Source organism: Thalassotalea fonticola, assembly GCF_032911225.1.
GTDB lineage: Bacteria > Pseudomonadota > Gammaproteobacteria > Enterobacterales > Alteromonadaceae > Thalassotalea_A > Thalassotalea_A fonticola.
Genome location: NZ_CP136600.1, coordinates 2932181 through 2945113, shown reverse-complemented (window position 1 = coordinate 2945113; position 12933 = coordinate 2932181). Strand labels below are relative to the sequence as shown.

13 protein-coding genes are annotated in these 12933 nt (G+C 39.1%); 1 reads left to right on the top strand and 12 read right to left on the bottom strand.

Translation table 11 applies throughout. The features are described from left to right. Positions 1–9 precede the first annotated feature (9 nt). From RI844_RS11925 to tatA, 4 genes are read right to left on the bottom strand one after another with little or no spacing between them, the layout of a single operon-like run. On the bottom strand, positions 10–579 hold the full coding sequence (locus RI844_RS11925; protein WP_348394892.1) for a hypothetical protein: 570 nt from the start codon (positions 577–579) through the stop codon (positions 10–12). After that, positions 572–1339 (bottom strand): twin-arginine translocase subunit TatC, encoded by a 768-nt coding sequence (tatC, locus tag RI844_RS11920; RefSeq protein WP_348394891.1) that lies wholly within the window; start codon positions 1337–1339, stop codon positions 572–574. Before tatC ends, RI844_RS11925 begins: the two co-directional genes overlap by 8 nt. Then, positions 1329–1688 carry a Sec-independent protein translocase protein TatB gene (gene tatB, locus RI844_RS11915; protein WP_348394890.1) on the bottom strand — a complete coding sequence of 120 codons (360 nt, stop codon included), beginning with the start codon at positions 1686–1688 and terminating at the stop codon, positions 1329–1331. The genes tatC and tatB overlap by 11 nt, the downstream gene beginning before the upstream one ends. A gap of 2 nt (positions 1689–1690) precedes the next feature. Beyond that, positions 1691–1942, bottom strand: a complete 252-nt coding sequence (gene tatA, locus RI844_RS11910) for a Sec-independent protein translocase subunit TatA (RefSeq protein WP_348394889.1) — start codon at positions 1940–1942, stop codon at positions 1691–1693. 264 nt (positions 1943–2206) lie between these two features. On the opposite strand from tatA, the gene RI844_RS11905 reads away from it, so the two are divergent. Continuing rightward, positions 2207–3178, top strand: coding sequence for a hypothetical protein (locus RI844_RS11905; RefSeq protein ID WP_348394888.1), 972 nt, complete (start codon positions 2207–2209; stop codon positions 3176–3178). A 12-nt stretch (positions 3179–3190) separates the two neighbouring features. Here the strand turns inward: RI844_RS11905 and ubiB are convergent, their stop codons facing one another. The 8 genes from ubiB to rpoZ form a co-directional block, all read right to left on the bottom strand. Beyond that, positions 3191–4822 (bottom strand): ubiquinone biosynthesis regulatory protein kinase UbiB, encoded by a 1632-nt coding sequence (gene ubiB, locus RI844_RS11900; protein ID WP_348394887.1) that lies wholly within the window; start codon positions 4820–4822, stop codon positions 3191–3193. Between the two features lie 26 nt (positions 4823–4848). After that, positions 4849–5469 carry a ubiquinone biosynthesis accessory factor UbiJ gene (locus tag RI844_RS11895; RefSeq protein WP_348394886.1) on the bottom strand — a complete coding sequence of 207 codons (621 nt, stop codon included), beginning with the start codon at positions 5467–5469 and terminating at the stop codon, positions 4849–4851. A 5-nt stretch (positions 5470–5474) separates the two neighbouring features. Further along, positions 5475–6251 (bottom strand): bifunctional demethylmenaquinone methyltransferase/2-methoxy-6-polyprenyl-1,4-benzoquinol methylase UbiE, encoded by a 777-nt coding sequence (ubiE, locus tag RI844_RS11890; protein ID WP_405054391.1) that lies wholly within the window; start codon positions 6249–6251, stop codon positions 5475–5477. 823 nt (positions 6252–7074) lie between these two features. Then, positions 7075–9177, bottom strand: a complete 2103-nt coding sequence (gene recG, locus RI844_RS11885) for an ATP-dependent DNA helicase RecG (protein WP_348394885.1) — start codon at positions 9175–9177, stop codon at positions 7075–7077. After that, complete coding sequence (trmH, locus tag RI844_RS11880) at positions 9177–9887, bottom strand: tRNA (guanosine(18)-2'-O)-methyltransferase TrmH (protein ID WP_348394884.1); 711 nt, start codon at positions 9885–9887, stop codon at positions 9177–9179. Before trmH ends, recG begins: the two co-directional genes overlap by 1 nt. Positions 9888–9927: 40 nt before the next feature. Then, positions 9928–10317 carry a RidA family protein gene (locus tag RI844_RS11875; protein WP_348394883.1) on the bottom strand — a complete coding sequence of 130 codons (390 nt, stop codon included), beginning with the start codon at positions 10315–10317 and terminating at the stop codon, positions 9928–9930. A gap of 11 nt (positions 10318–10328) precedes the next feature. Beyond that, a complete protein-coding gene (spoT, locus tag RI844_RS11870; protein ID WP_348394882.1) occupies positions 10329–12449 on the bottom strand; it encodes a bifunctional GTP diphosphokinase/guanosine-3',5'-bis pyrophosphate 3'-pyrophosphohydrolase in 2121 nt (706 codons plus the stop codon). Between the two features lie 154 nt (positions 12450–12603). Then, positions 12604–12879: a DNA-directed RNA polymerase subunit omega gene (gene rpoZ / locus RI844_RS11865; RefSeq protein ID WP_348394881.1), complete on the bottom strand. Its 276-nt coding sequence runs from the start codon at positions 12877–12879 to the stop codon at positions 12604–12606. Positions 12880–12933 lie beyond the last annotated feature (54 nt).

The window sequence follows — 12933 nt, the reverse complement described above, 5'->3', positions numbered from 1 at the left end:
AAGATAGCCTTACTTGATTCGCTTAACTTTAACTGAACGGTTAGAGCCACTTATTTTTAACAAAAATGAATTGAACACACCTCGACTAACAATGACTTTTTGCTCAGGCTTAAATTTCATTCTTTCAGAAGAGATCGTGACCCATTTTTGTTCATTGGTGAAGGTTAAAGTCCATTTGCCATGCACAGATTTTTTTACTTTTGCTATGGTAAAAGTGAGCGATTCCGTAGCTTCTTCTATCGCGGTTTTTTTATGCTCTAAGCCAAAGTTCTGTTTAACCTGTTGGTCTTCTTGTTGCTGTATTAATTTTTGCTGTTGTGTTGTGTCTATCGCTGGGGGAACAGCACTGCTTATTATTGCATCACTTTCTGGTTCTGAAGATAACACTAAAGGTTGAGGTGCTTCTGCAGTCACTTTGCTTTCGGTATTGCTCTGCTCCACTATATAACTATCGAAGCATTGCAAACGTAATTCTTTATCTTCAATACTCTTACAAGCAGCTAATTCACTTGGAATATCGGCAAAGCTGACCACGCTGATGGTGCTAAAAAAAAGCACTAGAATCGTTTTGTTATACATCGTTAGTTTGCTCATCCTGTTGCTCGTCTTCATCGCTATTTTTAGTGTAAAAAGATGCAAAAATAACCCCAACTTCAAATAACAGCCACATCGGAATTGCTAATAACGTTTGTGAAATAATATCTGGTGGCGTTAACAGCATGCCGAGAACAAATACTCCGACGATAACATATGGACGTTTTTCTCTTAATTTAGCCGGGGTAGTAAAGCCGGTCCAACACATTAAAATAATGGCTATCGGGATCTCAAATGCTGCGCCAAAGGCAAAAAATAATTTTAAAACAAAATCCAGATAACTTGATATATCAGTTGCAATTGTCACTCCTTCCGGAGCTACGCTACTAAAAAAAGCAAATGCTAGTGGGAATACTACAAAGTAAGCAAATGCTATTCCGCCATAAAAAAGTAAACTAGAACCAAACAATAATGGTGCGACTAAACGTTTTTCATTTTGATACAGACCAGGAGCAATAAAACTCCATACTTGATACAAAATATATGGCATAGCGGCGAAAATAGATACAACTAAGGTTAGTTTGAACGGTGCAAAAAATGGAGAGGCAACATCGGTTGCGATCATATTGCTGCCGTCGGGCATTACATCTAACAGGGGTTGCGCTAAATATTGATAAATATCTTGGGCAAAATACGCAAGAGAAACGAATATCAGCAAAATACTAAGCACTATGGCGAGTAATCGGCTGCGTAACTCTAATAAATGGTCAAATAAAGACGCGCCTGTACTTGCATCACTTGTCATTTTTAACATCGCTTTCTGGTAAAGGAGCAGATGTACTTAAATCTGGCTCTGTCTTTTTAGCATAAGGTCGAGTTACTTGTGCTGCCGCCTCTTTGAGGCTATCTACAGATTCTTGCAGCTCAGGAGCTAAATCTTTCAACCCTTGTTGTTCCGCTTTTTTTAAGTTTTCATGTAATTCATGAATGCGCAACTCTTCCTTCAGCTCAGTTTGTACACTGCTACTGAACTGTTTAATGTTTCGCATCCAGCCTCTGATAGTACGGATTGCGGTTGGTAAACGTTCAGGACCGAGCACAATCAACCCCATAACGGCAATGACAGTCAGTTCCCAAAAGCCAATATCAAACATATTTACGCCTGATCTTTTTCTTTAGTTTCGGCTTTAGTTACAGAAGATTCTTCATTCTTTTGTGCTGTTTCGTTTAGCTTTTCTGGCGCTTTATCGTCTTTATTAGCGTCTTCTTTTTCTTCACTAACTGCTTTTTTAAATCCTTTAACCGCAGAGCCCAGATCACCGCCAATATTGCGCAATTTTTTAGTGCCAAATAATAAAATGATAATCGCAAAAATGATCAATAATTGCCAAATGCTAATGCCGCCCATGATGTATTCCTTAAATGCTTAAAATTATATTTTACCAAGCCGCTTTATTATTTGAATGTTCATATAATCAATCGGCTTGGTATTATTTGTATCATAGCAATATACTATGATGGATGCTTGTTTTCAGTAATTATTTTCACTATAAAATAAAGAATTGTTATTGATTTCCATATTATTTATTGTGATTGTAAGACTAAGAGTTATTTACTATTATTTTACCAATGTAGGTATTGATTCTAATCAACAATAATTAAGGAAAATTGTTTGCTGAAAAAACTTTTGCTATTAAGTTTATTAATAAGTGCTAATTGCTTAGCAAGTGAGGAGGAACAGTCTCTGGCACCTATCGATGAAACCATGATTGTTCATCCCGATCCTGCGGATGACTGGCTATTTGGGTTTCATAACAGCATTAGTGATTCAGTGTTTGGTTCGGCCAAATGGTTTGACAGCTTTTTTGCAATTGATGAGGAAGAAGAAACAACACCGAACACCTTAGCTCGCATCCGTCTTGGATATGAGCCTAGAGCTAGAGATTGGCAAGTGTTTACACAAAAATTTCGCTTGCGAGTTAAATTACCCAACTTGGAAAATAAAGTAGATATTATATTTTCAGATGAAGATGATGATAATAATTCTGAAGAGCAAAATAATTCCGGTAGGGCATTAACTGGTGATCAAAATGATGACTCTTTTACTGCGGCCATCCGTTTAATTAATCTTGATACTATTGATGATTTTGTCGATTCTAGAATAGGTATTTCAGGTGGAGATTTATTTGCCAAAGTTCGAGCCAAAATACAAACAGACAATTCAGATAGACATTTATTCAAATTTCAGCCCTCTATTTTTTATTATTTAGATGACGGTTTTGGTAGTCGCTTATTCTTTGAATATGATTTTAACTTTGCCGAAAAAAAGCAATTTCGCGCTAACTTTAGTGTTAAAACTTCAGAAGCCTTTGAAGGAACACGTTGGCGAAATGGCTATTATTACCTCCATCAACTCGATCGCTTTCGAGCGTCAGCGTTAGGTGTGGTTATTGCGGGTGAAGATGATGGCGATAGAGGTTTTGTCGTTGATAACTATACATTAAGCTGGCGCTATCGAGTTAATGCCTACCGGCGCTGGCTATATTTTGAGGTAGAGCCATTTGTCGAGTGGCCGGAAGATGTTAATTATAAAACAACCCCAGGCATAGCCTTGCGTGTTGAAGGCTATTTTCAAGCGAATTAACTGTGCTAAAAGCTATTTTTTAAATGATAACAGCGCAAAAATGGCACAGGGTAGTAAAGTCGTTGCAGCAAGTAAGTGCTGTTGATCGATATAAAGGACGGTTGCTGCCACCAATAGCGTACTTGCCAGTATTGCTGAGCGTAAACGTTTATGCTGCCTTTGTTGTTGCAGTTTCAATTCTACTAATAGCGTTTGTTGAGCAAGAGCACTTTCTTTGCCTGTTTTTAAATAGTCATAAACTAAATTTGGTAATTCAGGCATTTTTTCAGCCCAAAATGGAAAGCTACTTTTTATTGAACTAAATAGTGCTTTAGGTCCCATTTGTTCTTTTACCCAGTCTTCTAAAAATGGTTTAGCTGTTTTCCATAAATCAAGTTGTGGATATAACTGACGGCCTAAGCCCTCAATATAAAGTAAAGTTTTTTGTAATAATACTAACTGCGGTTGCACTTCCATATTAAAGCGTCGGGCAGTATTAAATAAATTAACTAAGACCTGACCAAAAGAAATTTCGGCTAAAGGCTTTTCAAAAATAGGCTCGCATACTCTGCGAATGGCAAATTCAAATTCATCAACGCTGGTATTGGCCGGCACCCAGCCAGAATCGACATGTAATTGTGCTACTTTGTGATAATCACGGTTGAAGAAGGCGACAAAATTTTCTGCCAGGTAACGCTTGTCTTCTTTGTTTAAGGTGCCGACAATACCGCAATCTATTGCTATCCATGTTGGATCGTCAGGATTGGTTGCATTAACAAATACATTGCCTGGGTGCATATCCGCATGAAAAAAACTATCACGAAAAACTTGCGTGAAAAACACTTCAACGCCACGTTCGGCGAGCAATTGCATATTTACATTGTTTGCTTTTAGTTGCTCAACGTCACCAACCCCAATGCCGTAAATGCGCTCCATCACCATCACGTTTTTAAAGCAATACTCACTATGTACTTCAGGAACATACAATACATTGTCATTATTAAAGTTACGTTTTAATTGGATTGCATTTGCGGTTTCACGCAATAAGTCTAACTCATCAAGAATGGTTTTTTTATATTCATTTACTACTTCAACGGGACGAAGGCGTTTCCCTTCTGAATAGAATTTAGTTACCAGTCGAGCGAAAGTTTGCATGACTTTAAGATCGGCCTTAATGACTTTATCAATACCTGGTCTTAAAACTTTAATGACAACGTTCTGCTGTTCTTCAGTTTCAGTATTTAAAAACGTGGCGGTATGAACCTGGGCAATTGAAGCTGAAGCTAACGGGGTAGTGTCGAAATCTCTAAAATGCAGCTTAAAAGCTTGCTCACCAATGGCTGAAATAATAATAGCTTTGGCTTTATCGCCATCAAAGGCATTAACCTTATCTTGTAATAGTGCCAACTCAGTTGCTAATTCAGGCGATAACAAGTCACGACGAGTCGAGAGCATTTGCCCAAATTTGATAAATACGGGCCCAAGAGTTTCAATTGCCAGACGAAAGCGGCGCTCAATAGGCTCTTTTTTATGCTTGTTACGTAACCAAAATAAACTATGGCGGGCTACTTTAGCGATAAAAGGTGTTTTATCAGCTGGCAGTAATTCATCTAAACCATAATTTAGAAACGTTTTTACTATGTGATAAAGGCGTTTACTGCGCACTCTAATTCCCTAAAATGTTGAAATATTTATAAAATATTAGTTATAGTTTTCAATCTGTTGGCTAAGTTATCAACGGCTTGGGCAACATCTGCAACCTGTTGGTTAAAGTCATTAATTTCTGTTTCAGTAACCAATATTCGCTGCTCATGTAATAAATATTCGCTGGCATCCTGACTAATTTGTTTGTTAGCGAAGCTAAGCTTTGCAAGTATAGCTTTATTCATTTTACCCAGTTTAAACGCCGGTACATCACCAATTCTTTCTGCTATTTGCTGTTCCCAATCTATATTCAACTGCTCACCGATGCTGGCAAATTGCTGAGCAAGTTTAGGGTCACCGATAATGTCAAGCTCACCGGTTTTGATTAACGATGTTAATAATTCTGTTTGAGTTAATTTCGGTAAGGTTTTTAGACTCGTTTGAATAACACAGTCGGTTGATAACTTACTGGCTATGACGCTTACTTCATGCTGATGAACTTGCATGGTTATCGGAAAACCAAGCTCTGATAGTAATATGGTGATATTTTTATTGTTAACCGCTGCTAAGCTGTTGTTGATTTTTGGATCTAAGCTTAGCGCTTTGTTGATAATAATCTCTAACAAAGCGGTTAATACTTGCTTGGGCAGCATTTGCTCAATATTCATTACAATTAGAACTTGTAGCCTTTGTGCAAGGCAACAATACCACCAGTTAAATTGTGATAAGTTGTTTGCTCAAATCCGGCCTCGTCCATCATTGATTTCAATGTTTCTTGATCAGGGTGCATACGAATCGATTCGGCTAAGTATTGGTAACTCTCACCATCTTTTGCTACTAACTCACCCATTTTGGGTAAAATATTAAATGAATAAAAATCGTAGGCTTTATTAAGTAAGTCATGTTCAGGTTTAGAAAATTCTAACACTAATAAACGTCCTCCTGGTTTTAATACCCGGTAAATTGAACGTAAAGCTTTATCTTTATCGGTAACATTACGTAGGCCAAAAGCAATTGTGACAATATCAAAACTGTTATCATCAAATGGTAAAGCTTCGGCATTGGCTTGTACGTAATCAACATTACCAACAATGCCAAGATCGCGTAATTTATCACGACCAACGTTAAGCATAGATGAGTTAATATCAGCTAATATCACTTTACCCTGTGGGCCGGTAAGTTTTGAAAACTTAGCGGTTAAGTCACCGGTACCACCAGCTAAATCTAAAATGCTATTGCCTGGACGAACACCGCTTGCATCAATGGTAAAGCGCTTCCACAAACGATGTACGCCAAATGACATTAAATCATTCATAACATCGTACTGCTTAGCAACAGAGTGAAAAACACTGGCAACCATGGTTTCTTTGTCATCAGTTTTTACGGTTTTATAACCAAAGTGAGTAGTCTCATCTTCTGTTTTACTCACATCTTTGTGTTCTGTGCTCATTGATTTTACTCGTTGGAATGGAATCGCAATTAATAGCCTTAGTTTACTTAAATAAGTGTGGTCAGTACAATTTTATTTAGGCGTTGGAATACTTTTCTTTGTTTGCGAGCCAGCGTTTGATTAGTGCTTCTGCTTTTTCTGGAAGGTGTTAGCGCCAGAGCCAATATGTTTGTTGTTGCACTTCTTTGGATAATTATACGTAAACTTGACTCTGACCCTAGTTTTAGGCGTTCGAATACTTTTCTTTATTTGCGAGCCAGCGTTTGATTAGTGCTTCTGCTTTTTCTGGAAGGTGTTAGCTCCAGAGCCAATATGTTTGTTGTTGCACTTCTTTGGATAATTATACGTAAACTTGACTCTGACCCTAGTTTTAGGCGTTGGAATACTTTTCTTTGTTTGCGAGCCAGCGTTTGATTAGTGCTTCTGCTTTTTCTGGAAGGTGTTAGCGCCAGGGCCAATATGTTTGTTGTTGCACTTCTTTGGATAATTATACGTAAACTTGACTCTGACCCTAGTTTTAGGCGTTGGAATACTTTTCTTTGTTTGCGAGCCAGCGTTTGATTAGTGCTTCTGCTTTTTCTGGAAGGTGTTAGCGCCAGAGCCAATATGTTTGTTGTTGCACTTCTTTGGGTAATTATACTTAAACTTGACTCTGACCCTAGTTTTAGGCGTTGGAATACTTTTCTTTATTTGCGAGCCAGCGTTTGATTAATGCTTCTGCTTTTTATGGAAGGTGTTACCGCCAGAGCCAATATGTTTGTTGTTGCATTTCTTTGGATAATGATACTTAAACTTGACTCTGACCCTAGTTTTAACCCTAGTTCTAGGCGTTGGAATACTTTTCTTTGTTTGCGAGCCAGCGCTTGATAAGTGCTTCTGCTTTTTCTGGAAATTGTCGCCAGAGCAAGTAGGCTTGTTGTTGCACTTCTGGAATTAATTCGCCATCCCGAACTAGGTCGGCAATTTTTAAATCGGCTAAACCAGTTTGCTTGGTGCCGAGCAACTCTCCGGGTCCTCGTATCTCAAGATCACGCTCGGCAATTAAAAAACCATCGTTAGATTCTCGTAATACGCCAAGGCGTTTTGTTGCTGTTTTTGACAACGGACTCTTATACATTAACACGCAATGTGAGGCGACCGAACCACGACCAACACGGCCTCTTAACTGGTGCAATTGTGCCAGCCCTAAGCGCTCTGGATTTTCTATGATCATCAAGCTGGCGTTTGGTACATCGACGCCAACTTCAATAACAGTCGTTGCCACTAATAAATCAATATTGCCTGCTTTGAATTCATCCATCACTGCTTGTTTTTCGACAGCTTTCATTCTGCCATGAACCAAACCAACTTTAAGATCGCCTAGCTGCTCTTGTAAATATACTGCTGTGTCTTCTGCTGCCTGGCATTCCAGGACTTCAGATTCTTCAATAAGCGTACATACCCAATAAGCTTGGCGGTGTTCATTTAAACAATTCAATCTTACCCGTTCGATAACATCATCACGGCGAATATCGGCAACAGCTACGGTTTTAATTGGCGTTCTGCCAGGCGGTAATTCATCAATTACAGAGGTATCTAAGTCTGCATAAGCTGTCATTGCTAAAGTTCTAGGAATTGGGGTGGCAGTCATAATTAGTTGATGCGGATAACAATCACCAATCTTGCCTTTTTCTCTCAGTTCAAGACGTTGATGCACACCAAATCGATGTTGTTCATCAATGATGATTAAGCTCATATTATGAAACACTACTTGTTCTTGAAATAATGCGTGTGTGCCTATTACCATTTGCATGCTACCATCGCTAATTGCCGCAAGTGCGTGCTTTTTGATTTTTGCTTTGCTTTTACTTGCTAACCAACCAACTTGTATGCCTAAAGGTGTGAACCAATTGGCAAAATTTATTGCATGCTGCTCAGCTAATATTTCAGTGGGCGCCATTAAGGCTACTTGGTAACCCTGACCAATTGCGGTTAAAGCTGCAAGGCCTGCAACTAGAGTTTTTCCTGAACCAACATCGCCTTGCACAAGGCGCATCATAGGTAACTCTTTAGCGAGATCTTGGCGTAATTCTTTTACCACACGGTTTTGTGCATTAGTTGGTGAAAATGGCAAACTTTGTAAAAACTTTTGTTCTAATTTTTCATCTATTAACAGTGGAATAGACGGGTGCTTATCACTGGATTGACGCAGTTTAAGCATACTTAAATTGTGTGCTAACAGTTCTTCCTTAATCAGGCGCAATTGTGCCGGATGCCGTCCCTGCTCTAATAGTGTTACGGAAACATCAGGGGTTGGTCGATGAATTAATTTAATGGCCTCGGTTAACGAAATAGGCTCGGCAAAGAAATTATCAGGTAATAATTCTTCCACTTTACCACGCTGTAATCGTAGTAAGGCTTGGTCGCAAATATTGCGTAAGCTAATTTGTCTTAAGCCATCGGTCGTTGGATAAACAGGTGTTAACGTTTCTTCTACTTGCTCAGCGTTAGAGTTACTGTCTACTCTTTTGTATTCGGGATGAATTATTTCAAAACCGCGGCCTCCGCGTTGAATTTCACCAAAACAACGAACAAGTGTACCTTTGCTAAGGGTATTTTTTTGAGCGGCAGAGAAGTGAAAAAAACGCAGGGTGAGCTCACCGCTGCCATCATTGATCTTAACCAGCAACATACGTCTGCGGCCCATAGATACCTGATTATCGACTACTTCACCAATAACACTGGTATGTAATCCTGGCATCAAATCACGTATGCGATATACCCGTGTTCTATCTTCGTAGCGTAAGGGTAAATGAAAAAGCACGTCCTGTAAGGAATATAGGCCGAGCTTTTCTAATTTTTTGGCTACACTTGGACCAACACCTTTAAGTACAGTAACTGGAGTGCTTGCTAGGTTATGCAGTCCTTCGCGTAACGCCGTGGTCATTACTGATCAAGATCCTGCCAGGCATCTTTAGTCATTTGCATTTTGACCCACCAATCATCATCAGCAACAATTTGACCATCATCGTCAATTTCTGGATAAGGTAAACCTTTGCGCTTACAGGCTTTGGCAAAAATAGGATGACCGCCTTCAAACAAAACTTTATTACGCTGCTCTTGAGTCAAATCGGACGGTGAGTCGTACATGCCTGCCAATTTACGTTGGCGTTGTGCTTCGTAGAGTGTTACTGCACAAGCAACCGATACATTCAACGATTGCACCATGCCAACCATAGGGATAACAATATCTTGATCGGCTAAGGCCAGCGCTTCATCAGATGCACCAAACTTCTCTTGGCCAAGAATAATTGCCGTTGGTTTGGTGTAATCTATTTCTCTAAAATCTACAGCGGTATCTGACAAATTGGTTACCAACACTTGCATGCCTTGCTCTTTTAGGCGAGTAATTGCTTCTTTGGTTGATTCATGGCTGTGAACATTTACCCAGTTTTGTGAACCTACAGAGGTACCACCACCAACACGCATTACTTCGTTTTTCCAAATAGCGTGTACATCGTTAACACCTATCGCGTCACATGTTCTAACCACGGCAGCCAAGTTATGTGGTTTATGTACGCCTTCCATGCAAACAGTTAAGTCTATTTGGCGTTTATTTAACATATCAAGAATGCGTTGGTGTCTTTCAGGAGTCATTATTATCCTTATGATTCAGTATTAATTTTTGGTAACTAGGTTAGTTAATATTTGGAATTTCAACGATGCCGTCAATTTCAATATCAACACCTTTAGGTAATTGACTGACTCCAATGGCTGCACGGGCGGGGTAAGGTTGTGAAAAGTACTTACTCATTATCTCGTTAACCGTGGCAAAATTAGTTAGGTCAGTCATAAATATGTTCACCTTTACCATATCATTGATACTGCCACCAGCCGCTTCACAAACAGCGCATAAGTTTTTAAACACTTGTTCTGCCTGTTCGGAAAAATCTTGGCTAACAACTTCCATGGTTTCTGGATCTAATGGTATTTGACCAGATAAATATACGGTATTGCTAACTTTTACCGCTTGGCTGTATGTGCCGATTGCGCTTGGCGCTTTGTCGGTAGAAATAATTGTTTTCATAAATGTCTCTTTTATTTTCTTGGTCTGATCACGCGCTGTACATCAGGCATTATTTTAATTTTACGAATGATATTGGCAATATGGACTCGGTTTCTACACGTAATTTCCATCGATACCAAGTATAAATTTGAATCTTTTTCTTCAGAATTTAAGGTTCGAATATTTGAATCGCTTTTGGCGATAACAGATGTTAATTGCGATAATACACCTTGATGGTTAATTATTTCTACACGCAAGGCAGCAATAAATTCACTATCAATATCTTTATCCCATTTTACCGGGAAGAACTTACCTAATTCTTTTTCTCTGCCACCAATATTTCGACAACCATGTTGATGCACCATTAAGCCTTTGCCCGAGCTGATGTACGCAACAATATCATCACCAGGAATAGGGTGACAGCATTTACCATAGGTAACCAGCATACCTTCAGAGCCTTTAATAGGCATTTTTGCTTTACCGTAACTTGGCTCTTCATTATCGTTAGTAAACTCACCGGTTAAACGACGTGCAATACCAATACTTAGCGCATTGCCTAGGCCAATATTTACCATTAGTTCATCTAATGTTTCATAGCCGGTTTCAATTACAACCTCTTGAATTCTTTCTGCAGCAATGTCTTCAAGTTTTGTTTGCCCCAAGGCGTGGTTTAATAAACGATTACCTAAATTGAGCGACTCGTTTTCTTCCATTGAGCGTAAATAATTACGTATTTGCAACCTAGCTTTGGCGGTAACTACAAAGTTTAACCATGTAGCATTTGGGCGGGCGCCAGTAGAAGTAATAACTTCAATAGTTTGCCCGGATAATAATGGTTTTCTAAGCGGATAAGGTTTGCGTTCAACCTTTGCCCCAACACAACTATTACCTACATCGGTGTGTACCGCATAGGCGAAATCTACAGCCGTAGCGCCCATAGGTAATTCAATGATTTTTCCATCGGGAGTAAATACATAAATTTCTTCCGGGAACATATCGGTTTTTACATTTTCAATAAATTCAAACGAGCTACCAGCACTTTGCTGTAACTCCATTAAACTCTGCATCCATTTACGAGCGCGGGCTTGGGCCGCTGAACCGCTAGTAGTCTCATCACCTTGTTGTTTGTAAACCCAGTGGGCAGCTACACCTTTGTCAGCCATTTGATCCATTTCCCAGGTTCTTATTTGGATCTCTACAGGAATACCATGTGGGCCAATTAATGAAGTGTGCAAAGACTGATAGCCATTACTTTTGGGTATAGCAATATAATCTTTAAAGCGGGTTTCAATAGGCTTAAATAAATTATGTACAGCACCAAGAGCGCGATAACAGGTGTCAAATTTTTCATCAACAATTATTCTAAAGGCGTAAATGTCCATCACTTCATTGAACATTAATTCTTTATTAAGCATTTTACGATAAATAGAGTATAAATGCTTTTCACGACCGATAACTTGAGCTTCAATTCCAGACTCTTGCAAACGAGCTTGTACTTCTTCACGGATGTTATCGATGATCTCTTTACGGTTACCACGAGCTTGGCTAACTGCTTCTTTTAAAGCTCGCGAGCGCATTGGGTATAACCCCTCAAAGCCAAGAACTTCTAATTCATTTTTAATACCATGAATACCAAGTCGATTGGCTATTGGTGCGTAAATCTCAAGCGTTTCTTTGGCAATGCGGCGACGCTTTTCTGGACGTAAGGCACCAAGGGTGCGCATGTTATGGGTACGATCGGCAAGTTTGATCAATATGACACGAATATCTTGCACCATGGCCATGATCATTTTGCGGAAGTTTTCCGCCTGCATTTCTTGTTTGTCACTAAAACTTACTTTATCAAGCTTACTTACGCCTTCGACTAATTCGGCAACGGTATTACCAAATAATTCTGCTAATTCATCGCCAGTCACTTCTGTATCTTCGATAACATCATGAAGTAGGGCAGCCATCAAAGTCTCATGATCAAGATGCATATCAGCAAGATTACGGGCAACAGCTACCGGATGGGTTATATAAGGATCGCCACTTGAACGCATTTGGCCATCGTGGGCATCGAAGGCAACAACATAGGCCTGCTTTAGCAATTCAATTTGCTCATCAGGTAAATAGGTTTCAGCTTGTTTTTTTAGTGGTTCAAAAAGGTACACCCATTACTCCAAATGCTTTATGAAAAGGTGATGTTAATCAGATCTTAGTTTATGATATTAATGCTTAAATTAAAAGAAAAGCCAATGGCAAATGCCATTGGCTTTCTATTTAAATCTAATTTTTAACTAAATAGGTAAGGATTACCCGTTAGTTTTAAACTTGACTACCAACAATTGCGGCAACAGCGGCAAGTTCAGCAGATTCTTGTTGAACCTGTGTTTGACGATCAGCGTTGTCCATAATTTCTTCGTTGATAAGGTCTTGTTCTATTTCACGAAGTGCTAGAACTGTAGGTTTATCATTTTCAATTTCAACTAATGCATCTTTACCGCCAGTGGCGATTTGACGTGCACGACGTGACGCAATTAATACTAAATCGAAACGATTTCCAACTTTTTCAACTGCATCTTCAACAGTAACGCGAGCCATTAAACTACTCCAGAGAACAAATTTTTTTGAATAAGTCGCATAGTTTACTAAATG

Coding starts and splice junctions, on each gene's coding strand:
- RI844_RS11925 (WP_348394892.1), bottom strand. CDS start 579: ATGTATAACAAAACGATTCTAGTGCTTTTTTTTAGCACCATCAGCGTG.
- tatC (WP_348394891.1), bottom strand. CDS start 1,339: ATGACAAGTGATGCAAGTACAGGCGCGTCTTTATTTGACCATTTATTA.
- tatB (WP_348394890.1), bottom strand. CDS start 1,688: ATGTTTGATATTGGCTTTTGGGAACTGACTGTCATTGCCGTTATGGGG.
- tatA (WP_348394889.1), bottom strand. CDS start 1,942: ATGGGCGGCATTAGCATTTGGCAATTATTGATCATTTTTGCGATTATC.
- RI844_RS11895 (WP_348394886.1), bottom strand. CDS start 5,469: ATGAATATTGAGCAAATGCTGCCCAAGCAAGTATTAACCGCTTTGTTA.
- ubiE (WP_405054391.1), bottom strand. CDS start 6,251: ATGAGCACAGAACACAAAGATGTGAGTAAAACAGAAGATGAGACTACT.
- recG (WP_348394885.1), bottom strand. CDS start 9,177: ATGACCACGGCGTTACGCGAAGGACTGCATAACCTAGCAAGCACTCCA.
- trmH (WP_348394884.1), bottom strand. CDS start 9,887: ATGACTCCTGAAAGACACCAACGCATTCTTGATATGTTAAATAAACGC.
- RI844_RS11875 (WP_348394883.1), bottom strand. CDS start 10,317: ATGAAAACAATTATTTCTACCGACAAAGCGCCAAGCGCAATCGGCACA.
- rpoZ (WP_348394881.1), bottom strand. CDS start 12,879: ATGGCTCGCGTTACTGTTGAAGATGCAGTTGAAAAAGTTGGAAATCGT.